Genomic DNA, 20,799 nt, shown 5'->3' on the forward strand with positions numbered 1-20,799 from the left:
CGCTTCACTTGTTGCGGTAGGCCAGTCCCACCGAGGCGCCGTAGGTGGTGGTGCGCGTGGCCAGGGGGCTACGGGCCACCGCGCCTTGCAACTGGTACACGGTCAATCCGCCGTAAGCCACCCAGCGTTTGCTCAGGGCCGACGTGATGCGCCAACCCAGCGAGACGCCGTCGAACCCCGACCCCAGTGCATAGGCCTGCAAGCCGGTGGCTGCTGCCGCGTCGGGTGCGATGCCGTAGTGGGTTTGCCGGTAGGTGCCATTGGCCCAGCCTGCGCTGATGGACAGATCCCAGTGCGTTTGCGGCGAGATGGGGTAGCGGTAGTTCAGACCCGAGTCGAGCCGCAGGCCACCCTCGCGGCCCAGCAGGTCTTGCGAAGCGCGCAACGAGCCGCTCCAGCGTGGGCTTAGCGTGAAGCCAGCCGTGACGCGCCCGCGCACCGTGTCGCGCACCCGGGGCAGGCCGCCGTACACCGGGTCATCCTTCCATGAGCGGCCTTCGTCAAGGGACAGGGACGTGCTCAGCGAAACACGGTCGCTGCGGGTGAGCACCGTGCTCACGCCGCTGTCCACCGATTCGCGACCCTGCGCGAGCAAGGCGCTGGCACCCGAGGTGGCGAAGCGGAAACGCCCGAGCTGGAAGGCCCAGATCGGGCGCAGGCCCAGGCGCTGTTCGCTGGTTCCGAAGGGGTCGCGTCCGCTGGAGAGCGAGGCGCCGAGCAGGTAGTCGCGGCTCGCTTCGAGCGCCACCGGTTCGGCCACCTGGGCATGGCCCGCCACGGCCCACGACGCGGCGACCAGCGCCAGGGGAAGCACGGCCGTTCGCGTCATGGCGTTGCACTCAGAGGCGGCTCAGGTCTTCGATCGCATCGACCACCATGCTGGTGCCCACGGCAATCAGCAGGATGTCGGCCGCCACGCGCACGTATTTGTGACCTGCCGGAGGCGCACCCAGGCGGATCGAGATGTCGTTGGGCACGGCGTAATAGACCACGTCGGACGGCAGGCGGTAGCCCTTGCGCCACTTCTTGGCCTGGCCCGGGGGCATGCAGCCGTTGTTTTTCTTGGCCAGACCCGGCGGGCAGTTGCCGGCGCGAAAACGCGGCTCGTAGTACTCGCGCACCGCCACGCGCTGGCTGTCCTGGAAGTAGCTGCCGATGTTGATCTGCACCGCGACGTTGGTCGACGAGCGATCGCCCGAGCTTTGCTGGGTGTGGCGCGGCTGGTTGTCGCGATCGCCCTTGCCGCTTTTGCCGCCGCGGTCGGACTTTTCCCATTTGTTGGATTTGCCGCCGCCGGCATGGTCGGGTTTTTCGGCCAGAGCGGGGGAGGCCGAGAGGGCCATCACCAGGCTCAGGCCGGCGAAAGCGCACAAAGTTCTGGACGGTGTTTTCATAGGGCAGGTCTCCGGTGTTGTGGGGTCGAGAACAAGTCTACTTCGTTGCCTTGCCGCACGAGCAGTTACAACTGCGCGGCCGTCGCGGTGCGGGTGCCGGCCATCGTGCGACCACAGGGTGGCAGACTCGCAACTTCAAGCACATGCTTCTTCACCGGGTATCTCCTTGTCTCAAGAAACCGAACTCAAGCTCGAAGTGCATCCGCAAGACCTGGCGGATCTGCTGAAGCATCCTCTGTTGAAGTCGCAGCCCGCGCGGCGCGAGCGCTTGTTCAACACCTATTTCGACACTTCCACTCTCGCGCTGCGCGCGCAGCGCATGGCCGTGCGCGAACGCCGCGTGGGGCGCCAGACGCTGCTGACGGTGAAGACCGCCGGGCAGTCGGTGGGGGGCTTGTCGCGGCGCGGTGAGTGGGAGGCGCCCACCCAGCCGGGCGCGTTTGACTTCGCTGCGCTGGTGAGTGACGCAACCCTGGCGGCACAGCTGGCCAGCGTTGCATGGCAACTGGTGCCGGTGTTTCGCACCGACTTCACCCGGCGCAGCTGGGTGCTGCAGCACGGTCTGGCTCGGGTGGAAGTGGCCCTGGACCAAGGATTCATCGGCACCGGCACCGCGCAGGGCAACCACCGCCAGCCCATTCTTGAACTGGAACTCGAGTTGCTCGACGGCCCGGTGGACGCCCTGCTCGACCTGGCCCACACCCTGGCGCTGGGCCCCCGGGGGCAGGCGTCCAGTGCACTGCGCCTGCTGCCCGCCAACCGCAGCAAGGCCGAACGCGGTTACGCGCTCTTCATGGGCGAGCGGATGCAGCCGGTGAAGGCGACGGTGCTGCAGTTGCACGCAGGCATGCACCCGGTGCAGGCTTTTCGCGCGGCGGCCCTGAGCTGCCTGACTCACCTGCAGGCCAATGAGGCCGGGGTGCTGCATCCCGGCGCCGACAGCGCGCTGCCCGACCCCGAGTTCGTGCACCAGGCGCGTGTGGCACTGCGGCGGTTGCGCACTGGGCTGCGCATCTTTCGCGCGCACCTGCCGGCCCGCTTTGCCGCGCACTGGTCGGCCGAGTGGAAGGCGCTGACCAACCAGCTCGGGGACGCGCGCAATTGGGACGTGTTCGTCACCGAGTGGTTGCCCGAACTGACGGCCGACGATCCGAGCCCCACGGGAGAGGCCGACACCTCGGCCCAGGTGCTGCTGGACTGGGTGCAGGACCAGCGGCGAGCGGCCTGGCAGCGCGCAGCGAATGCGCTGGGCAGCCGCGAGCACGCGCTGCGCCTGCTGGCCTTCACCCGCGCGGTGCTTTGCCTGCAGCCCGCAGACAGGCCGGAGGCCGAGACCGCCGATGAGCAAGGTCTGGCGGCCTGGGCGCAGGCCAACTTGCGCGAACGCCATGCGGCCCTGCGGGAGCAAGCCAGGGCCGCGCGTCGCATGGGTCCCGAGGGGCGGCATGCCTTGCGCATTTCGTTGAAGAAGCTGCGTTACGCGCAGGAGTTTCTGGCCAGCGTGTTGCCGCCCAAGCGCGTGGCGCGCAGCACGGCCGTGCTGGCTGAGGCGCAGCAACTGCTGGGCCAGCTCAACGACCTCACGACCGCGCACGCGCTGCTCGCCTCGGCACCGCCGGGGCCCGCCTCACCCCGGGTGGTGGGCTGGCAGCAGGCCTTGCAGGCCCGGCTGGAAGCCGGGCTGAGCGGGTTGCCCGCCATGGAGCGTTCGCTGGAAAAAGCCCCCACCCCCTGGGGCTGAGGTTCGCTCTCAGGCTGCGGCGCTGGGCCGAGCGGCCACTTGGTCGCGCCAGGCCTGCAGTGCATGCAGGCCCGCGTCGGCGGGCTTGAACCGCATCAGCTTGCCGAACTCCACGGTGCAGAAGGCGGTGATGTCGGCGATGGTGAAACGGTCTCCGGCCACCCAGGGTTGGCGCTGCAGCTCCGCGTCGAGCCAGACCGCTGTTTCTTTGGCCTTGACCAGTTGCGACTGACCGAAGTCGGGGAACTGCGGCTGTTCCAGCGGGGCCAGCCCGGGATGGGTGTGGCGGATGGCGTTGGCCAGCGGCAGCATCAGGTACCACTCCATGCGCCGGTCCGCCATTTCGATGAAGGCGCGTTCCTGCGCGTTGCGCCCCATCAGGTTGGGCTCGGGATGCAGGCCCTCCAGGTATGTGCAGATGGCGCGGGTTTCGGTGAGCACACGGCCGTCGTCGAGTTCCAGCGCGGGCACGCGGGCCAGCGGGCTTTTGGCCAGGTAGGCGGATTGCTTGTGCTCCTGCGCGTTCAGGTCGATGTTGACGAGCTCCAGACCCTCGATGGCCTTCTCGACCAGGAACATCTGAACCCGGCGGGGGTTGGGCGCGCGGGGCGAGACATACAGCTTCATGGTGCAGTGCCCTTCAAGCTCTGGCCCATCTCCACCATGCGGCGGGCTTCTTCGGCAAAGCGCTGGGCACCGGCATCGCCGTCGCGTGTGAGGTCGACCCGGGACGCCGGGCGCTCGATGCCGCGCTGCACCGCGGGGCGTGCGCGGATCGCATCGCGCCAGCGAACAAGGTTCGGCAAGTCATCGACGTCCACGCCCGACCACCGGTGCGTGCGCACCCAGGCCCAGTTTGCGATGTCGGCGATGGAGTAGTCGCCGGCCAGGAACTCGTGGTCTTTCAGGCGCTCGTCGAGCACGCGGAACAGGCGCTTGCTCTCGCCCTGGTAACGGTCGATCACCGACGGGATCTTCTCGGGGAAGTAGCGGAAGAACACATTGGCCTGACCCATCATCGGGCCGATGCCGCCCATCTGGAACATCAGCCACTGCATCACCAGCGAGCGGCCTTTCACATCGGTGGGCATCAGCTGACCGGTCTTCTCGGCCAGGTACACCAGGCAGGCGCCCGACTCGAACACCGCGAAACCGTCCAACTCGTGATCGACGATGGCCGGGATGCGACCGTTGGGGTTGATCGCCAGGAAGGCCGGCGTCTTCTGCTCACCCTGGGAGAGGTCGAGCACCTTCAGCGTGTACGGCAGCCCGAGTTCTTCCAGCGCGATGGACACCTTGTGTCCGTTGGGCGTTGCCGCTGTGTAGAGGTCGATCATGCGGGCCTTGGCGAGCAGGCCGCAACCTGCAATTCGTCACGTGTTTTGAGCGCCACCTGGCGTGCCGCTGCCGCGAAGTCGTCGCCATCGGACGCATACAGGATGGCGCGCGACGAGTTCACGATGATCGGGCCGGTGGTCGTGTCACCCTGCGTGCGCAGGCCAGCGCGCACCGTGGCCACGGCGTCACCGCCTTGCGCGCCCACACCGGGGATCAGCAGCGGCAAGGTGGGCGCAATGGCGCGCACACGTTCGATCTCGGCCGGGTAGGTGGCGCCCACCACCAGGCCGAGCTGGCCGTTGAGGTTCCATGGCCCTTGTGCGAGCCGCGCCACGTGTTCGTAGAGCAGCGGCGCACCTTCGACCGAGGCCAGGCGCTGGTTCTGAAGATCGTCGCCGCCCGGGTTGGAGGTGCGGCACAAGAGGAACGCGCCCTTGCCGTGGTACTGCAGGTAGGGCTGCACCGAGTCGAAACCCATGAACGGCGAGAGCGTCACCGCGTCGGCACCGTAGCGTTCGAAGGCCTCGATGGCGTACTGCTGCGCCGTGCTGCCGATGTCGCCGCGCTTGGCGTCCAGAATCACCGGCACCTGGGGCGCGGTGCGGCGCATGTGCTCCATTAGGCGTTCGAGCTGGTCTTCGGCGCGGTGCGCGGCGAAGTAGGCAATCTGTGGCTTGAAAGCAATGGCCGCATCGGCCGTGGCCTCGACGATGGCGGCGCAGAAATCGTAGATGCGGCTGGCGTCGCCCTGGAGCTTCGAGGGAAAACGCGCCGGGTCCGGGTCAAGGCCGACGCAGAGCAGGGAGCGGTTCTGGCGCTCGGCGCCGCGCAGCATGTCGAGAAAAGTCATGCGGGGATTTTAGGTGGGCGTCTGGAGGGCGGGCTCAGAGCCTGTTCACGGTCTCCAAGGGGTCGCGTTGGGACGCAATCGGGATGAGTTGCCTGCCCAGATCACGCAGCATGGGCTCATGCCCATGCAAGGGGCTGGGTGGGCAAATCGCCCGATTTCGTTCCAACCCGAAGGGCCGGTGTCCTATCGGGCGGTGCGCTGCGTTGCAAAGCCTCGCCGGGCCACCGGCCCGGCTGCGTTTTGCGCCTTGCGACCCATCCCGATAGAACACCGGCGCGACCCCTTGGAGACCATGAGCAGGCTCTAAGATCGTCACCCATGCAAGCCCTCTCGCGCCAACAGCTCGTCCTTCTGGTTCTTCTCACCCTGGTGTGGGGCATCAACTGGCCCATCATGAAATTCGGCGTGACCGGGTTTCCGGCCCTCACGTTTCGCGCCATCAGCATGTGGATCGGTCTGCCGGTGCTGGGTCTGGTGCTGGTGTGGCGGCGCGTGCCGTTTCGCATTGCGCGCGAGCACTGGCGCGAACTGTTCGTGCTCACCGTCTTCAACATGCTCGTCTGGCACACGCTGGCGGTGCTGGCCATCCAGACGCTGTCCAGCGGCCGGGCTGCGATCCTGGGCTACACCATGCCGGTGTTCTCGGCCATCGTCGGGGCCTGGTGGTTCGGGCAGCGGCTGGGCGCGCGGGCCTGGGGCGGCGTGGCCGCGGCCGCACTGGGGGTGATGCTGCTGTTGTGGCACGAGGTCACCCAGCTCTCGGGCAAACCGCTGGGCGTGACCATGATGCTGATCGCCGCCGCCGCCTGGGCATTGGGCACGCAGATGCTGCGCCGAACCACCTTGCCCCAGCCGACGCTGGCCATCTCGTTCTGGATGACGTTCTTCACCACGCTGTGGATGACCGCGGCCGCCGTGCTGTTCGAGCGCTCGGCCTGGGTGGCGCCCTCGCCGGCCATCTGGGGCGCGATCATTTACAACGCGCTGGGCGTGTTCGCCTTCGCGCAGGTGGCCTGGCTCATGATGGCGCGCGACCTGCCCCCGGTGGCGTCCACGCTGTCGGTGATGTTCATCCCGGTGCTGGGTGTGTTCAGCGGCGCCTGGTGGCTGGGTGAGGTGCTGCACTGGCAAGATTGGGCCGCAGTCGCGCTGATCATGGTGGCCATCGCAAGTGTGCTGTTGCCCCCACGCTCCGCCGCTGCGCGGGGTCCATGAGCCCCCACGCTCCCCCGCTGCGCGAGGTCCGCTGCCCCCCGAGGGGGCTGACCCGGCTTGGGGCGGCCCGGCGCCGGGTCTGTTGCCCCCACGCTCCGCCGCTGCGCGGGGCGCTGCCTCACGCGCGAACTGACCCCGTTCAGTTCTGCAACTGCGCCATCGCCAGGCACAAATCCGCCCAGGCCTTGCCCTTGTCGGTGGGGGTGCGCAGCAGGTAGGCCGGGTGGTAGGTCACGATCACGGGCACGCCTTCGTAGTGGTGCACCTGCCCGCGCAAGCGGCCGATGGGCTCAACGCTCTTGAGCAGCGCCTGCACGGCAAAGCGACCCATGGCCACGATCACCTTGGGCTTCACCAGGGCCACCTGCCGCGCCAGATACGGCTCGCAGCGGGCCACTTCGTCGGGTTGCGGATTGCGGTTGGCCGGCGGGCGGCACTTGAGCACGTTGGCAATGAAGGCGCCTTGCGCGCCGGTGCCGGTGCGGCTGCGGCCCACGGCCTTGAGCATGTTGTCGAGCAGCTGGCCGGCCGCGCCCACGAAGGGTTCACCTTGCAGATCCTCGTTCTCGCCCGGGGCTTCACCCACCACCATCCAGTCGGCCTGTTCGTCGCCCACGCCGAACACGGTGTTGGTACGGCCCTGGCACAGCCCGCAGGCCTGGCAGTTGGCCACGGCTCCGCGCAGCGCGGGCCAGTCCAGGGTGGCCACGGGGCTCGCCGGTGCGGCCTGCCGCGCGGGTTCTGGCGAGGGGGTGTGCGTGACAGCAGGCCGTGCAACGGGTGCAGGCGCGGGGATGGGTGCAGGTGCCGGGGCAGTCGGTGGAGCAACCGAGCTTGTCACGCTCGGCAGTGCCTGGGCTTGCGTTTTGGGTGCCCACACCCGCACGCCCATTTCGGCCAGCATCGCGCGCTGGCGCGCATCGAGTTCGGGCACGAACGAGGTGTCGGGCGCGTCGTTCACCGGGCGGCCTCCACCGCGGCAGACGCGACCAGGTTGAGACTCATCACCACCGCGTCTTCGCGTTGGAAGTGACCCGCCGGGTAGTAGCCCTTGCGCAAGCCCACCTGCGCAAAGCCACAGCGCTCGTAGAGGCCGCGCGCCGGCGCATTGCTCTGGCGCACCTCCAGCCACAGCCATTGCGCCCCCTGACCGCGTGACCACAACGCCAGCGCGTCGAGCATGAACCGCGCCCAGCCCTGGCGCTGGTGAGCGGTGGCCACGGTGATGTTGAGCAGGTGCACTTCGTCCACACCGGGCATGGCCACCAGGTAGCCCAGCAGCACGCGGCCGTCGGCGCGCGGAGGGTGCGCCACTTCGCCAGGCAGCGCCTCGGACAGCAGCAGCATGGCCGGATAGCCGGCTTTGAGCGAATCGTGAAAATGCCGGCGCGACCAGGGATGGGCATAGGCCTGCGACTCCACGGCCTGCACCACGTCCAGGTCCGACTCGAGCATCGGTTCGAACACGATCCGGCGTTCGGGGCGCGACGCCGTGCGCGGTTGCACCAGCGGCTCGGTGGGCGCGGGCCACAGGCCACTGGTCCAGGCGGGCAGGACGGCTGTCACCGCTGCGTCGGCATGCAAGGGGGTGGTCACTGGACTACCCTCCGCGCTGCGCGCTCCGGGACGAGCGCTTGGGAGCGGCCCGGCGCGCTCACTGCGCCTGCCTCGGCGGCCTGGCGGATGCGTTCGCGCTCCGCCGTGGTCTGAGCCACCTTGTCGCGCACGTACAGGGGCAAGGCGTCTTGCGCGGGCACGGTGTGGCCTGCGGCGATCAGGCCCGGTGCCAGGCGCAGCAGCGCAGTGGCCGAGGGCAGGGCGGGATGGCGTTGGCCCGCCAGGTCGGTGAGCGCGGCGGCGCAGGTTTCAAACACGTTGCCGGTGAGCAGGCTTTCCCCCGGGGCCAGGTCTTTCAAATAGGCCTCCAGGTCGGCGGGGGTGCACAGGCGGGGTGGCGCCAGCGGTACCAGACCCGCGGGGCCGGAGGCGTGGCAGGCGTAGGGAGCCACGTAGATCTCGCCCATGCGGGCATCCAGCAACGCCACGATCACACTGGGCACCACCTGCCCGGCGTCCACCAGCGCCTGCCGCGCTTCTTCGGCCAGCGCCAGCAGCGTGTCCACCGGCAGAACCGGCAGGCCGCCGGCGCGGCTGAGAGCTTGCGCGCCGTAGGCCAGGCCCTGGGCCACCGAGCAGGCGGTGCGCAAGCCGGTGAACGAGCCCGGCCCGCGCCCGAACACCACCGCGGCGAGCGTGTCCAGCGACCAGCCCGCCTCATTCAGCACGCTGCGCACCATGGGCAGCAGCGAGCCGGAGGCCTGGGCGCCGCCGGGCCCGCTGCGTTGCCACAGCGCGCCGCCGGGTTCACCCGAACCCAGAGCCACCGAGAGTGCATCGGTGCTGGTTTCGATGGCCAACAGGCGCAGGGAGGGCGGGGGTGCAATGGGCATCGGTGGATTATCGGCCAGGGTGCCGGCTGTCAGGCCTGCGGCCCATTGACGAGGGGGTGCTCGCAGGGGAGAAGGACCGCGTTTCATAATGAAACACATGTCCTTCCCCCGCTCCCTGTTTGTCCTGCTGATCCCGGCCATGTTGGCGCTGCCGGCCTGCGCCCAGCTGCCGGCCGAATACGGCGCCTTGCCGCCCACCGTGGTGGCGGCCCTCAAGCGTGCGCAGGTGCCGCCCAGTGCGCTGTCCGCGTTGGTTGTGTCGGTGGACAACAAGGCCGAAGAGCGGCTGCGTTTTCGCGCCAGCGTGCCGGTGAACCCGGCTTCGGTGATGAAGCTGGTGACCACCTATGCCGCGATCGACCTGCTGGGCGCCGACTACACCTGGAACACCCGCTTCTACACCGACGGCACGATCGACCAGGGCGTGCTGCGCGGCAACCTGTACGTGCGTGGCGATGGCGATCCGAAATTCGTGCTCGAGCGCATCCAGGGCGCGTTTTTTGCCCTGCAAGACAAGGGCGTGCGCGTGGTGGTGGGCGACATCGTGCTCGACCACAGCGCCTTCGAACTCGCCGCCACCAACCCCGGTGCTTTTGACGGTGAAGCCTTGCGCCCGTACAACGCCACGCCCGACGCGCTGCTGGTCAACTTCAAATCGGTCGTGCTGACCTTCCAGCCCGATGGCGCCAACGGCGTGGCGCGCGTGATCAGCGAGCCACCGATGGCCGGGCTCACGATCGACGCCACCGTGCCGCTGGCACGTGTGGGCGCTGGCTGCGGTGACTGGCGCGGGGGCTTGCAGGCGCGTTTCGATGACGCCAACACCATCCGGTTCGAAGGCCGCTACCCGCAGAGCTGCGGTGAACTCAAATGGCCCGTGGCCTACCAGGACCCGGCGAGCTACGCCACCCGCGCCATGGAGGGGTTGTGGCGCGCGAGCGGCGGCGCCATCACGGGCCATGCGCGCACCGGCCTCACGCCGGTGGGCGCCACCCTGCTGCACGAAGCCGCGTCCCTGCCGCTCTCGGACATCATCACCGACGTGAACCAGTGGAGCAACAACGTGATGGCGCAGCAGGTGTTCCTCACACTCGGGCGTCTGGTGCCCACGCCAGCCCCTCAACCGGTGTTGTCCCAGGGCTCCGTGACCGATCGGCTCGTGCCCATGCGTCCGGCCCGGTTCGAGCGCTCGCGCGAGGTGCTGGAAAACTGGTGGAAGCGCACCTTCGGCATCCGCAGCGTGGTGCCGGTGATGGACAACGGTTCGGGGCTGTCGCGCGAAGAGCGCATCACGTCCGAGGCCCTGGCCAATCTGCTGCGCCACGCCAGCCGCCACCCGCAGGGCGAGCGGTTCGCCAGTTCCCTCTCGATCGCCGGCGTGAGCGGCACCGCGGCCCGCATGGCCCGCGCGCCCGGCAGCGCGGCACGCGGCAACGCCCAGCTCAAGACCGGTACGCTCAAGGATGTGACGGGCATTGCCGGCTATGTGAATGCGGTCAATGGCGCGCGGTATGTGGTGGTCGGTTTCGTGAACCACCCCAACGCGCCCGCGGCTCGGCCGGCGCTGGAAGCGCTGGTGGAGTGGACCGCTTCGCAGCCCGACTGAATGCAGTCCGACTGAAGCCCGCGTCGCTGGCCCGGTCCGTATCATTGTGCTCATGCAACTCGGCGAATTCATCGGCTTCTGTGCCGCTTTCCTCACCACGGCCAGCTTTGTGCCGCAGGCCTGGCTCACCTTCAAGAGCCGCGACGTGAGCGGTATCTCGCTCGGCATGTACAGCGCCTTCACGCTGGGCGTGGCGCTCTGGCTCATCTACGGATTGAGCCTGGGGGCCTGGCCCGTGGTGGTGGCCAACTCCATCACCTTGGTGCTTGCCTTGTCGATCCTGGTGATGAAGCTGCGTTACGGGCGCGTGCCTCAAAGCTGATCAGGCTGCCGCGCGCACCAGCCTGTCGCGCACGCCGTCCCACGCCGCATCAATCGGCGGTGTTTCCACCCAGATCAAGCGCACGCCGGTGGCGTCGAGTTCGCGCAGCACCGCAAACAGTTCCTGTGCGCTGCGTGCGGCATCCAGGGGCATGCGGCGCACGCTCACGCCGCGCGCAGCCTTGATGGGCGTGCGGGCGTACACCGCGATGTGGCGCGCATCGGGCCCCAGCAAGTCCAGCGCGGTCTGCAAGGGTTGGGCGTCCATCAACCGCACCTTGGCGCGTGGCGCGTAGTGTGATTCGAGCGTGCCCGAGGCGCGCGGCGCGGTGTCGTCGCGTTCGCGCAGCGGCTGTTGGCACACCGCCTCGATCTGCGCCGAGGTGACCATGCCGGGGCGCAGCAGCACGGGCCAGGCACGCGTGGCGTCGACGATGGTGGACTCGATGCCCACCGGGCAGGCGCCCCCGTCGAGGATCAGCAGGTCGGCATCCGACAGCGCGGCGAATTCGTCGGCCACATGGGCGGCGGTGGTCGGGCTCACGCGGCCGAAACGGTTGGCGCTGGGCGCGGCCACACCGCTCACGCCGTGCGCGGCGGCCGCCGTGAGCAGCGCTTGAGCCACCGGGTGGGCCGGGCATCGCAAGCCCACCGAGTCCTGCCCGCCGGCCGCCACCGCCGCCACGCCTTCCCGGCGCGGCAGGATGAGTGTGAGCGGGCCGGGCCAGAAGGCGTTCATGAGCTCGGTGGCAAAGGCCGGCACATCACGCGCGTAGTGGTCGACCCCGCCGCGCCAGCCCTGCGCACCGGTGCCGGGGGCCAGGTGCACGATCAGCGGGTGATCCGCCGGGCGGCCCTTGGCTTCGAAGATGCGGTGCACCGCCGTGGCGTTGTCGGCGTCGGCCGCGAGGCCATACACGGTCTCCGTCGGCATGCCGACCAGCGAACCGGCGGCCAGCCGTTGCGCTGCCTGCTTCACGGCAGACGCATCGACGGCGTTCAGCAGCAGCGGCATGGGGTGATCAGGCGTCGAGCGGAGGCAAGCCGAGCAAGCGCAAGACCTCGGCCGTGGTCGCTCGCACTTGCGCCACCGTGGGCGCGGTGATGTTGAGGTGGCCCATCTTGCGACCGGCGCGCGCGCTCAGCTTGCCGTAGAGGTGCAGGTGGGTGCCGGGCAGTGCGAGCACCTGCGCCCAGGGCGGCGACACCCCACGTTCGCTCACCTTCTCGCGCACGGCATTGGGTGCGAACCAGAGATCACCCAACAGGTTGACCATGATGGCCGGGCTGTGTTGGCGCGGCGTGGGCAGGGGCAGGCCGGCCAGCGCGCGCACCTGCGCTTCGAACTGCGAGATGTCACAGGCGTCTTGTGTGTAGTGGCCGCTGTTGTGCGGGCGGGGCGCCATCTCGTTGACGATCAGGTCCGCGCCGCCGTTGGCCGTGTCGACCAGGAAGTACTCCACGCACAACACGCCCACGTAGTTGAGGTGCTGGGCGAGGGCTGCCGTGCTGGCCTGCGCGCGCGCGGCCAGGGTCGGGTCCAGCGCGCCGTCGAACACCTCGGTGATGGCCAGGATGCCGTCGTGGTGCGTGTTCTTCTGCACCGGGAAGCTCACCGTCTGGCCATCGGCGCCACGCGCCACGATCACCGAACACTCGCCGCGCAGCGGCATGAGCTTCTCCAGCACGCAGGGCACCTTGTTCAGGTCTTCCCACGCCGATGCGAGTTCTTCGCGCGTGCTCACACGCACCTGGCCCTTGCCGTCGTAACCCAGGCGCGCGGTCTTCAGGATGCCGGGCAGCAGATCCGCCGGTACTGCGGCCAGCAGCGCGTCGGTGGTGATGGCCGCATAGGGCGCGGGGAACACGCCGCTGACCGGCGCGCACTGCACGAAATGCGCTTTCTCCTTGATGCGGTCCTGCGCCACCGCCACGCAACTCGCCGAGGGCGCCACCGGGCGGTGCGCGCCGAGCGTGACCAGCGCGGGCGCCGGCACGTTCTCGAATTCGGTGGTGATGGCTTCGCAGCGCTGCATCAGCTGAGCCAGGCCTTGTTCGTCATCAAACGGCGTCTGGATGTGGAAATGGCTGATCAGGCCGGCGGGGCTCGCAGGGTCGGGGTCCAGCACCGCCGTGAAATAGCCCATGGCCTGCGCCGCCTGCACAAACATGCGCCCCAACTGGCCGCCGCCCATGACGCCGAGCGTGGTCTGCTGGCCGGTGGGCGAGGTGCTGCCAGGGAGGATGGTCTTGAGGCTCATGGGAGTGGTGTCACAGAGGAAGGGTCATGCCGCGCGCGGCGGCGGTCTGCTGTGCGCGGAAAGCTTCGAGCTTCTCGCGCAGCGCGGTGTCTTCGTTGGCCAGCATGGCCACGGCGAAGAGCGCCGCGTTGGCCGCGCCGGCCGCGCCGATGGCAAAGGTGGCCACCGGCACACCCTTGGGCATCTGCACGATGCTGTGGAGCGAGTCCACGCCGCTGAGGTGTTTGCTGGCCACCGGCACGCCGAGCACCGGCACCACCGTCTTGGCGGCCAGCATGCCCGGCAGGTGGGCCGCGCCGCCGGCGCCCGCGATGATGCATTTCATGCCCCGCCCGGCCGCGCTCTCGGCATAGGTGAACATGTCGTCGGGCATACGGTGCGCCGAGACCACGCGGGCGTCGAACGAGATGCCGAAATCCTGCAGGATCTGCACGGCGTGCTGCATGGTGTCCCAGTCGCTGCTGGAGCCCATGACCACGCCCACTTGGATGGGGTTCATGTGTTGCCTCTGGCCGATGCGCCCCCGGCGGGGGCGGAGCCCGGTGGCGCATGAACAGGCATGGCGCTCTCCGGTAAAGTGTCGATTTTACGGTTCGCCCCCTCGGCACCGGCTGCTCTGTATCGCTCCCCCTTCAGGCCTCCCCCCATGATCAACGTCACCATCGCCAATTTTGAAGCCGAGGTCATCGAAGCTTCGCACCACACGCCCGTGCTGGTGGACTTCTGGGCCCCCTGGTGCGGCCCGTGCAAGGTGATCGGCCCGCTGCTGGAAAAGGTCGAGGCCGCCTACGCCGGGCGCTTCAAGCTGGTCAAGATCGACTCCGACCAGGAGCAGCAACTCGCCGCGGCCTTCGGTATCCGCAGCATCCCCACCTGCGTGCTGCTCATGAACGGCCAGCCTGTCGACGGTTTCATGGGCGCGCTGCCCGAAGGCCAGATCAAGGAATTCCTCGACAAGCACCTGCCCCCGGCCGACGAGCTCGAAGCGATGGCCGAGGAAGAAGATGCCCAGGAAGCCATCGCCGATGACGACCTGGAAGGTGCGCTGGAGAAGCGCCAGGAAGCGGTGAAGACCGACCCCGACAACGACGACGCGCGCTTCGATCTGGTGAAGCTGCTGCTGGAGCTCGGTCTGGACGACGACGCCAAAGTGGCGTTTGCGCCCGTGATCGCCAAGGCGGCCGGTGTGCGCCGGCTCGACTCGCTGCGGCGCTGGATGGCCGCGCGGGACGCGCATGCCGAGGTGGTCGACCCGCAAGCGCGCGCTGCCGAATTGCAGGCCGCGATTGCCACCAACAAGCGCGATTTTGAATCGCGCTTCGCACTCGCCCAACTGCTGATGGCGCACGGCGAATGGGTGCCTGCCATGGACGAGTTGCTGGAAATCCTCATGCGCGACAAGGCCTGGAGCGAAGACCTCGCGCGCAAGACCTTCATTGCCATCCTCGACATCATCGAGCCGCCCAAGCCCAAGGTGGCCGAAGGCCAGGTGCCGCCGGAAGACCCGACGGTGGCGACCTACCGGCGTCGCCTTTCTTCGGTCGTCTTGAGCTGATCAGCCCATCAAGCGCGTCAGTGCTTCCTGGTACTTCGCTGCGGTCTTCTCGATCACCTCTTTGGGCAGGCGCGGGGCCGGCGGCGTCTTGTCCCAGGGCTTGCCGCCCACCTGCGCGGTCTCCAGCCAGTCGCGCAGGAACTGCTTGTCGTAGCTCGGCGGGTTCTGGCCCACCACATAGCTCTCGGCCGGCCAGTAGCGTGAGCTGTCGGGCGTGAGCACCTCGTCCATGAGCACCAGCTTGCCGGCCTTGTCCAGGCCGAACTCGAACTTGGTGTCGGCAATGATGATGCCGTTCTGCAGCGCCATCTCGGCTGCGGCCTTGTAGAGCGCGATCGACACGTCGCGGATCTGCGCGGCCAGTTCGGGGCCGATCATGGCCACGGTCTGCTCGAAGGTGATGTTCTCGTCGTGTTCGCCCATCTCCGCCTTGGCCGCGGGCGTGTAGATCGGCTCGGGCAGCTTCGATGCGTTCTGCAAACCAGCGGGCAATTTCACGCCACACACCGCCTGGTTGTCCTGGTATTCCTTCCAGCCGCTGCCGGCCAGGTACCCGCGCACCACGGCTTCCACCGGGATGGGCTTCAGGCGCTGCACCAGCATCGAGCGGCCGGTGACCTGGGGCGCCTCGGCCGCGGAGACCACGCTCTCGGGCGCGTCGCCGGTGAGGTGGATCGGGCAGATGTTCAGGCCGTTGGGGCCGAGCTTGTCGAACCAGAACAGCGAGAGCTTCGTGAGCAGCTCGCCCTTGCCGGGAATCGGCTCGCCCATGATCACGTCAAAGGCGCTGATGCGGTCGCTGGCCACCATCAGGATGCGGTCGTCGCCCACGGCGTAGTTGTCGCGCACCTTGCCGCGCGCCAGCAGGGGCAGGGAGGTGAGGGCCGAGGTGTGCAAGGCAGAGGTCATGATCGGATCGGGAAAAAGCGGGACAAGAAAAAAGCCCGTTGAACAGCCAACGGGCTTTGAACCATTCCGGGGGATTATCGCAAGTTGGCAACCCCGTGGTGGGTGACCCCTTATTTGGCCGCCAGCCCCAGGCGCTCGATCAGCGCCTTGTCCTTGGTGAAGGTCTCGGCCGCCCACTGACGGTACTCGTCACCGTTGCGGTACCACATGGCCTGGTTGAGCTGGCCCAGCACCTCCAGGTGCTTGGGGTCGTCCATGGCTTTCTTGAACGCGTCGTGCAGCGTCTTCACGATGGCCGGGTCCATGCCCTTGGGGCCGACCAGGCCGTAGGGAGAACTCGACACGACGTTGTAGCCGAGGTCCTGCGCGGTGGGCACGTCGGGCCAGCGCTTGGTGCGCTGTTCACCAAAGGTCACCAGCAGGCGCATCTCGCCGCTGTCCACGAACTTGTCCCAGCCGGTGGCATCACTTTGCGCCATCACGTGGCCACCGAGCAGGGCGGACTGCAGGTCGGCGTTGCCCTTGAAGGGCACGTGGGTGAATTGCACCTTGGCGTTGCCGGCCAGTTCTTCCATCAGCAGGTGCGGGCTGCTGCCAGTGCCGGTGGAGCCGTAGTTGATCGCGCCGGGCTGCTTGCGCGCGGCCTCGACGTAGTCCTTGAACGTCTTGTAGGGCGAGTCGGCCTTGACGGTGAGGCCGAAGGTGTAGCCCGACACGCCGATGATGTAGCTGAAGTCGGTCAGCGGGTTCCAGTTGGTTTTCTGCATGTGCGGCATGCGCAGCATGCCCAGCGGGAACTGCGCGATGGTGTAGCCATCGGGCTTGGCGGTCTGCGCCATGGTGCTGGGGCCCAGAGTGCCGCCCGCACCGGGTTTGTTTTCAACCACGATGGGCTGGCCCAGGTGCTTGGAGGCAAGTTCGGCCAGTGTGCGCAGGTGGCGATCGGTCGAGCCGCCAGCGGGCCACGGAATGATGAGCGTGACCGGGCGGCTGGGGTAGGCCTGGGCTTGTGCGTTGGCCACGCTCCAGGGGGCCACGCCGGCGGCGGCCGTGGCGGTGACCGCGGCCAGCATCAGCGCGCGGCGGCGCTGCGATGGGGGAGTGGACGGTGTGTTCTTCATGCTTGTCTCCTTCTGGGGGATGCCGTTTTGGCGGTGGTTGCGGCGCTTCGCGCCGCGTGGGTGCTCAAGGGGGAGGGGCGGTGGCATCGCGCGCGGCCTGCTGTTCCTGCAGTTCGCGCCACATGACCTTGCCGCTGCCCGAGCGGGGCAGCGCCTCCACGAATTCCACGGTGCGCGGACTTTTGTAGGCGGCCATGTGGCCGTGCGCCCAGTCGATCACGTCCTGCTCCGTCACCTGCCCGCGGTGTTCGGGTCGCAACACGACCAGCGCCTTGACGGACTCGCCGCGCCTGGCGTCGCGCACGCCTATGACGCAGGCTTCCTGGATGGCGGGGTGGTGGTACATCAGCGCTTCGACCTCGGCGGGCCAGACCTTGTAGCCGCTCGCGTTGATCATGCGTTTCAGGCGGTCGGTCATGAAGAAGTAGCCGTCCTCGTCCACGTGGCCGAGGTCGCCGGTGCGCAGGAAGCGCTGGCCGTCGATGGTGACGAAAGCCTCTTGCGTGGCCTGCGGGTTGCGCCAATAGCCCTGCATCACCTGCGGCCCGTGCACCACGATCTCGCCGGTCTCGCCGGGGGGCAACCGGGCCAGGGTGTCGGGGTCGACCACGCGCGCGTCCACGTCGAACACCGGCAGACCGAGGCACTGGCGCTTGGGCCGGTGCGTGGGGTTGATGTGGGTGGCGGCCATGGTCTCGGACATGCCGTAGCCCTCGATGTAGTCTTGCCCGGTGAGCGCCTTGAGGCGAGCGGCCAGGGCCTCGGGCATGGCCGCACCGCCGCCGCGCACGCAGCGCAGGCTGCCAAGATCGAAGCGCTCCAGCTGCGGGTGCGCGAGGAAGTCGATCACCATGGTCGAGATCGCCTGCCACATGGTCACGCGGTAGCGCTGCATGCAGACCGCGGCGGTTTCACGGTCCCAGCGCGCCAGCACCACGATGGTGGCGCCCATGTAGAGCGGCCCGTTCAGGCTGCCGGTGAGGCCGGTGACGTGGAAGAAGGGCAGCACCGAGAGGCAGACTGCGTCGGACGCGGTGCCGAACCAGCGCACCCCGCCCACCAGCGTGCTCATCACGCTGCGGTGTGTGTGCATGCAGCCCTTGGGCAGGCCGGTGGTGCCCGAGGTGTAGGGCATGGCGCAGAGGTCGTCGGGGCCGGTGGTCAGGGGTCCGGGTGCCATGGCGCTGGCCACCACGTCGGCCCAGGCCACGAATCCGGGCTCGGTCAGCGGCTCGCGCGGGGCGGCCACGAAGTCGGGCACCGCCAGGTCGGTGGGCATGCGCAGGTGGTCGCTGTAGGTGGCCACAACCCCATGGCGCAGACCGGCGCCTTCAGGCGCGAGCAGCGGGCGCACCTGCGGCAACAGGTCTTGCGCCACGAAGGCCACTTGCGCGCCGCTGTCGGTGAGGCAGTGGCGCAGCTCCTCCACGCGGTTCATCGGGTTCACCGGCACCACCACCGCGCCCGCGCGCAGGATGGCGTAAAACGCCAGCGCCCACTGCGGGCTGTTCTGCATGCACAGCAGCACGCGGTCGCCCGGCTGCACGCCGCAGACCTGCTGGAGGTGGCCGGCGAGGGATTCGGTCTCGCGCAGGAACGCCGCATAGGTGAGCACCGTGTCGTAGAACACGATGAAAGGCTTGTCGGGGTAGCGCCGGGCCGACACCTCCAGATTGAAGAAGACGTGCGTCTGCGGAAGCGTGAGGTGCTGTGGCAGGCCGGGCGGCCAGTGGGCCGGGGTGGGGGACGTCATGCAGGCAAGCAGCGTGGGGGTGGGGCTCTGTCATTCCGCTGGGCGGAAAATTGATGGATCGCGATCAATATACGGTGTGCCCACAGAGTCTGTAAATCCATCTCAGGGAAACCGAGCATGTAGCGAAGGCGAAAATTGTTTATAAATTCCGTTCTGCGGAATACGTTGAATGCCAAGGCCTCACATATTCCGATCTGCAGAAAAAGGAAACTGACCATGGGCCGTCACCGCCACACGCCACCCACGCCGCTCGCCGAGGCGGACCCGGCCGACGACCGCCGTTTCATCACCGCACTCGCGCGCGGTCTCACCGTGCTGCGCTGCTTCAGCCCGGCCGACCGCTGGCTGGCGCACCAGGAGCTGGCGCGCCGCACCGGCCTGCCGCAGGCCACCGTCTCGCGACTCACGTTCACGCTCACCAGCCTGGGTTACCTGCGCCACCGCGCGGCCACTGGCGAGTACGCGCTGAGTCCGGCGGTGCTGTCGCTGGGCTTCAGCGTCTTGTCCAATTTCCAGGTCGGGCGCATCGCGCGGCCGTTCATGGAAACCTTGGCCGAGCACACCCAGGCCGCCATTTCACTCGGGATGCGGCACGACACGTCGGTTGTCTACGTGGCGCATTGCCGCAGCACGGCGCGGCTCATCCTCGGGCTGGATGTGGGCACGCGGTTGCCGTTCGCTGAAACGGCGATGGGCCGCGCGATCTGGTGCACGGCCACGCCCGGCATGCAGGCCTTGATGGCGCGCCGGTTGCAGGCGCAGGACCCGGCGCTGTGGCCAGCGCGCGAGGCCGGGTTGCACCGCGCCGAAGCGGATTGCGCCGAGCGCGGTTATGCGGTGTCGGCGTCGGAGTGGGAAAGCGAGATCGCCGCCATTGGCGTGGGGCTGGACCTCGGCGATGGCCGCGAGCCGCTGGCGCTCACGGTGGGTGGGCCGGCCTCGCGGCTGCAGGGTGCCTTGCTGCACGAAGACTTTGGCCCGGCGCTGGTGAAGACCGGGCGCGAGATCGTGGCGGCAATCCAGGCAGCGGGTTGGGAAGATTGAACACCCCCGCAGCGCTTCGCGCTACCCCCTCAAGGGGGCGGCACCTGCCGTCCGGCAAAGCCGGCCCGGCGGTACCTCTGGTCGGAGCCTTGCGCACCGCCATGAAAAACGCCACCGCAAGGGTGGCGTCATGAAAAAGCGCTTGAGCCGACACCGGTCAGTGCACGACCTGCGCGAGTTCGCCCTTGGCGTACTTGGCCGCCACCACCTGCAGGCTCTCGCCCTTGATCTTGCTGGCCTGGCCTTCGCAGCCGAACTCGATGTAGCGCTGCTTGCAGATCGCCTTGGCGGCTTCGCGCGCGGGTTTGAGCCATTCGCGGGCGTCGAACTTGTCGGGGTTCTCGGCCAGGAACTTGCGCACCGCGGCAGTCATGGCCAGGCGGATGTCGGTGTCGATGTTGATCTTGCGCACACCGAACTGGATGGCCTTCTGGATTTCCTCGACCGGGACGCCGTAGGTTTCCTTGATCTGGCCGCCGTACTGGTTGATCACGGCCAACAGGTCTTGCGGCACGCTGCTGGAGCCGTGCATCACCAGGTGGGTGTTGGGCAGGCGGCGGTTGATTTCCTGGATGCGGTCGATCGCCAGGATGTCGCCGGTGGGCTTGCGGGTGAACTTGTAGGCGCCGTGGCTGGTGCCGATGGCGATGGCCAGTGCGTCGAGCTGGGTGCGTTTGACGAAATCGGCGGCCTGCTCGGGGTCGGTCAGCAGCTGTTCGCGTGTCATCACGGCGTCGGTGCCGTGGCCGTCTTCCTTGTCGCCCTGCATGGTTTCCAGGCTGCCCAGGCAACCCAGTTCACCTTCCACCGTCACGCCGAGCTTGTGGGCCATGTCGACCACCTTGCGGGTGACGTCCACGTTGTATTCGTAGCTGGCGATCGTCTTGCCGTCGCCTTCGAGGCTGCCGTCCATCATCACCGAGCTGAAGCCCAGGTCGATCGCACCGCGGCACACGTCCGGGTTCTGGCCGTGGTCCTGGTGCATCACCAGCGGGATGTGTGGGTAGGACTCCACGGCGGCCTGGATCAGGTGTTTGATGAAGGGCTCACCGGCGTATTTGCGCGCACCGGCGCTGGCCTGCAGGATCACCGGTGCGCCGGCTTCGTGGGCAGCGGCCATGACGGCCTGCACCTGTTCGAGGTTGTTGACGTTGAACGCTGGAATGCCGTAGCCGTGGATGGCCGCGTGGTCGAGCAGTTCGCGCATGGAAACGAGCGCCATGAGAATCCCTTAAGTCAGT

The 20,799-nt window shown here is 68.2% G+C and carries 21 protein-coding genes; 6 read left to right on the forward strand and 15 right to left on the reverse strand.

Annotation, left to right across the window (positions count from 1 at the left end):
- Window positions 1-4 precede the first annotated feature (4 nt).
- Window positions 5-829 (reverse strand): MipA/OmpV family protein, encoded by an 825-nt coding sequence (locus tag IV113_RS05240; RefSeq protein WP_291081590.1) that lies wholly within the window; start codon window positions 827-829, stop codon window positions 5-7.
- Between the two features lie 10 nt (window positions 830-839).
- Entirely contained in the window at window positions 840-1,394 is a 555-nt protein-coding gene (locus tag IV113_RS05245; RefSeq protein WP_291081591.1) for a hypothetical protein, read from the reverse strand.
- Between the two features lie 166 nt (window positions 1,395-1,560).
- Here IV113_RS05245 and IV113_RS05250 point away from each other — a divergent pair, with 166 nt between their 5' ends.
- The gene (locus tag IV113_RS05250) at window positions 1,561-3,135 is read left to right on the forward strand and encodes a CYTH and CHAD domain-containing protein (protein ID WP_291081592.1); all 1,575 of its coding nucleotides are present in this window, start codon (window positions 1,561-1,563) and stop codon (window positions 3,133-3,135) included.
- A 9-nt stretch (window positions 3,136-3,144) separates the two neighbouring features.
- On the opposite strand, the gene IV113_RS05255 is transcribed toward IV113_RS05250, so the two are convergent.
- From IV113_RS05255 to pyrF, 3 genes are read right to left on the reverse strand one after another with little or no spacing between them, the layout of a single operon-like run.
- Window positions 3,145-3,762, reverse strand: a complete 618-nt coding sequence (locus IV113_RS05255) for a glutathione S-transferase family protein (RefSeq protein ID WP_291081593.1) — start codon at window positions 3,760-3,762, stop codon at window positions 3,145-3,147.
- Window positions 3,759-4,472 carry a glutathione S-transferase N-terminal domain-containing protein gene (locus IV113_RS05260; RefSeq protein ID WP_291081594.1) on the reverse strand — a complete coding sequence of 238 codons (714 nt, stop codon included), beginning with the start codon at window positions 4,470-4,472 and terminating at the stop codon, window positions 3,759-3,761. The genes IV113_RS05255 and IV113_RS05260 overlap by 4 nt, the downstream gene beginning before the upstream one ends.
- Complete coding sequence (gene pyrF / locus IV113_RS05265) at window positions 4,469-5,323, reverse strand: orotidine-5'-phosphate decarboxylase (RefSeq protein ID WP_291081595.1); 855 nt, start codon at window positions 5,321-5,323, stop codon at window positions 4,469-4,471. Before pyrF ends, IV113_RS05260 begins: the two co-directional genes overlap by 4 nt.
- A gap of 318 nt (window positions 5,324-5,641) precedes the next feature.
- Between pyrF and IV113_RS05270 the strand changes: the two genes are divergently transcribed.
- Window positions 5,642-6,538, forward strand: coding sequence for an EamA family transporter (locus IV113_RS05270; protein ID WP_291081596.1), 897 nt, complete (start codon window positions 5,642-5,644; stop codon window positions 6,536-6,538).
- Between the two features lie 139 nt (window positions 6,539-6,677).
- Here IV113_RS05270 and IV113_RS05275 read toward each other — a convergent pair whose 3' ends face one another.
- From IV113_RS05275 to tsaB, 3 genes are all read right to left on the reverse strand, one after another.
- The gene (locus IV113_RS05275) at window positions 6,678-7,430 is read right to left on the reverse strand and encodes a uracil-DNA glycosylase (RefSeq protein WP_291081625.1); all 753 of its coding nucleotides are present in this window, start codon (window positions 7,428-7,430) and stop codon (window positions 6,678-6,680) included.
- Window positions 7,431-7,495: 65 nt separating this feature from the next.
- Window positions 7,496-7,993 carry a ribosomal protein S18-alanine N-acetyltransferase gene (gene rimI, locus IV113_RS05280; protein ID WP_291081626.1) on the reverse strand — a complete coding sequence of 166 codons (498 nt, stop codon included), beginning with the start codon at window positions 7,991-7,993 and terminating at the stop codon, window positions 7,496-7,498.
- 137 nt (window positions 7,994-8,130) lie between these two features.
- On the reverse strand, window positions 8,131-8,988 hold the full coding sequence (gene tsaB, locus IV113_RS05285; RefSeq protein WP_291081597.1) for a tRNA (adenosine(37)-N6)-threonylcarbamoyltransferase complex dimerization subunit type 1 TsaB: 858 nt from the start codon (window positions 8,986-8,988) through the stop codon (window positions 8,131-8,133).
- A 97-nt stretch (window positions 8,989-9,085) separates the two neighbouring features.
- Here tsaB and dacB point away from each other — a divergent pair, with 97 nt between their 5' ends.
- On the forward strand, window positions 9,086-10,594 hold the full coding sequence (dacB, locus tag IV113_RS05290) for a D-alanyl-D-alanine carboxypeptidase/D-alanyl-D-alanine-endopeptidase (RefSeq protein WP_291081598.1): 1,509 nt from the start codon (window positions 9,086-9,088) through the stop codon (window positions 10,592-10,594).
- A 52-nt stretch (window positions 10,595-10,646) separates the two neighbouring features.
- The gene (locus IV113_RS05295; RefSeq protein WP_291081599.1) at window positions 10,647-10,916 is read left to right on the forward strand and encodes a SemiSWEET transporter; all 270 of its coding nucleotides are present in this window, start codon (window positions 10,647-10,649) and stop codon (window positions 10,914-10,916) included.
- On the opposite strand, the gene IV113_RS05300 is transcribed toward IV113_RS05295, so the two are convergent.
- Genes IV113_RS05300 through purE form a run of 3 tightly spaced genes read right to left on the reverse strand, consistent with a single transcriptional unit; the run spans window position 10,917 to window position 13,675 of the window.
- Window positions 10,917-11,930: an L-threonylcarbamoyladenylate synthase gene (locus tag IV113_RS05300; RefSeq protein WP_291081600.1), complete on the reverse strand. Its 1,014-nt coding sequence runs from the start codon at window positions 11,928-11,930 to the stop codon at window positions 10,917-10,919. It lies immediately after the preceding gene.
- A gap of 7 nt (window positions 11,931-11,937) precedes the next feature.
- Entirely contained in the window at window positions 11,938-13,176 is a 1,239-nt protein-coding gene (locus IV113_RS05305; RefSeq protein ID WP_291081601.1) for a 5-(carboxyamino)imidazole ribonucleotide synthase, read from the reverse strand.
- A 10-nt stretch (window positions 13,177-13,186) separates the two neighbouring features.
- Window positions 13,187-13,675 carry a 5-(carboxyamino)imidazole ribonucleotide mutase gene (gene purE / locus IV113_RS05310; RefSeq protein ID WP_291081602.1) on the reverse strand — a complete coding sequence of 163 codons (489 nt, stop codon included), beginning with the start codon at window positions 13,673-13,675 and terminating at the stop codon, window positions 13,187-13,189.
- 147 nt (window positions 13,676-13,822) lie between these two features.
- On the opposite strand from purE, the gene trxA reads away from it, so the two are divergent.
- Window positions 13,823-14,731, forward strand: a complete 909-nt coding sequence (gene trxA, locus IV113_RS05315) for a thioredoxin (RefSeq protein WP_291081603.1) — start codon at window positions 13,823-13,825, stop codon at window positions 14,729-14,731.
- Here trxA and IV113_RS05320 read toward each other — a convergent pair whose 3' ends face one another.
- From IV113_RS05320 to IV113_RS05330, 3 genes are all read right to left on the reverse strand, one after another.
- Window positions 14,732-15,640 carry a phosphoribosylaminoimidazolesuccinocarboxamide synthase gene (locus tag IV113_RS05320; protein WP_291081604.1) on the reverse strand — a complete coding sequence of 303 codons (909 nt, stop codon included), beginning with the start codon at window positions 15,638-15,640 and terminating at the stop codon, window positions 14,732-14,734.
- Window positions 15,641-15,750: 110 nt separating this feature from the next.
- Window positions 15,751-16,761 (reverse strand): tripartite tricarboxylate transporter substrate binding protein, encoded by a 1,011-nt coding sequence (locus IV113_RS05325; protein ID WP_291081605.1) that lies wholly within the window; start codon window positions 16,759-16,761, stop codon window positions 15,751-15,753.
- A gap of 64 nt (window positions 16,762-16,825) precedes the next feature.
- A complete protein-coding gene (locus IV113_RS05330) occupies window positions 16,826-18,514 on the reverse strand; it encodes a long-chain fatty acid--CoA ligase (RefSeq protein WP_291081606.1) in 1,689 nt (562 codons plus the stop codon).
- A gap of 216 nt (window positions 18,515-18,730) precedes the next feature.
- Between IV113_RS05330 and IV113_RS05335 the strand changes: the two genes are divergently transcribed.
- Entirely contained in the window at window positions 18,731-19,558 is an 828-nt protein-coding gene (locus IV113_RS05335) for an IclR family transcriptional regulator (protein ID WP_291081607.1), read from the forward strand.
- A 157-nt stretch (window positions 19,559-19,715) separates the two neighbouring features.
- Here the strand turns inward: IV113_RS05335 and fba are convergent, their stop codons facing one another.
- Window positions 19,716-20,780, reverse strand: a complete 1,065-nt coding sequence (fba, locus tag IV113_RS05340; protein WP_291081608.1) for a class II fructose-bisphosphate aldolase — start codon at window positions 20,778-20,780, stop codon at window positions 19,716-19,718.
- Window positions 20,781-20,799 lie beyond the last annotated feature (19 nt).

This window comes from Hydrogenophaga sp., assembly GCF_018780385.1.
Classification (GTDB): Bacteria; Pseudomonadota; Gammaproteobacteria; order Burkholderiales; family Burkholderiaceae_C; genus Hydrogenophaga.

Coding starts and splice junctions, on each gene's coding strand:
- IV113_RS05325 (WP_291081605.1), bottom strand. CDS start 16,761: ATGAAGAACACACCGTCCACTCCCCCATCGCAGCGCCGCCGCGCGCTG.
- purE (WP_291081602.1), bottom strand. CDS start 13,675: ATGAACCCCATCCAAGTGGGCGTGGTCATGGGCTCCAGCAGCGACTGG.
- fba (WP_291081608.1), bottom strand. CDS start 20,780: ATGGCGCTCGTTTCCATGCGCGAACTGCTCGACCACGCGGCCATCCAC.
- IV113_RS05335 (WP_291081607.1), top strand. CDS start 18,731: ATGGGCCGTCACCGCCACACGCCACCCACGCCGCTCGCCGAGGCGGAC.
- pyrF (WP_291081595.1), bottom strand. CDS start 5,323: ATGACTTTTCTCGACATGCTGCGCGGCGCCGAGCGCCAGAACCGCTCC.
- IV113_RS05260 (WP_291081594.1), bottom strand. CDS start 4,472: ATGATCGACCTCTACACAGCGGCAACGCCCAACGGACACAAGGTGTCC.
- IV113_RS05305 (WP_291081601.1), bottom strand. CDS start 13,176: ATGAGCCTCAAGACCATCCTCCCTGGCAGCACCTCGCCCACCGGCCAG.
- IV113_RS05270 (WP_291081596.1), top strand. CDS start 5,642: ATGCAAGCCCTCTCGCGCCAACAGCTCGTCCTTCTGGTTCTTCTCACC.
- IV113_RS05295 (WP_291081599.1), top strand. CDS start 10,647: ATGCAACTCGGCGAATTCATCGGCTTCTGTGCCGCTTTCCTCACCACG.
- trxA (WP_291081603.1), top strand. CDS start 13,823: ATGATCAACGTCACCATCGCCAATTTTGAAGCCGAGGTCATCGAAGCT.
- IV113_RS05255 (WP_291081593.1), bottom strand. CDS start 3,762: ATGAAGCTGTATGTCTCGCCCCGCGCGCCCAACCCCCGCCGGGTTCAG.
- dacB (WP_291081598.1), top strand. CDS start 9,086: ATGTCCTTCCCCCGCTCCCTGTTTGTCCTGCTGATCCCGGCCATGTTG.
- IV113_RS05275 (WP_291081625.1), bottom strand. CDS start 7,430: ATGGGCGTGCGGGTGTGGGCACCCAAAACGCAAGCCCAGGCACTGCCG.
- rimI (WP_291081626.1), bottom strand. CDS start 7,993: ATGCTCGAGTCGGACCTGGACGTGGTGCAGGCCGTGGAGTCGCAGGCC.
- IV113_RS05300 (WP_291081600.1), bottom strand. CDS start 11,930: ATGCCGCTGCTGCTGAACGCCGTCGATGCGTCTGCCGTGAAGCAGGCA.
- IV113_RS05320 (WP_291081604.1), bottom strand. CDS start 15,640: ATGACCTCTGCCTTGCACACCTCGGCCCTCACCTCCCTGCCCCTGCTG.
- IV113_RS05245 (WP_291081591.1), bottom strand. CDS start 1,394: ATGAAAACACCGTCCAGAACTTTGTGCGCTTTCGCCGGCCTGAGCCTG.
- IV113_RS05240 (WP_291081590.1), bottom strand. CDS start 829: ATGACGCGAACGGCCGTGCTTCCCCTGGCGCTGGTCGCCGCGTCGTGG.
- IV113_RS05330 (WP_291081606.1), bottom strand. CDS start 18,514: ATGACGTCCCCCACCCCGGCCCACTGGCCGCCCGGCCTGCCACAGCAC.
- tsaB (WP_291081597.1), bottom strand. CDS start 8,988: ATGCCCATTGCACCCCCGCCCTCCCTGCGCCTGTTGGCCATCGAAACC.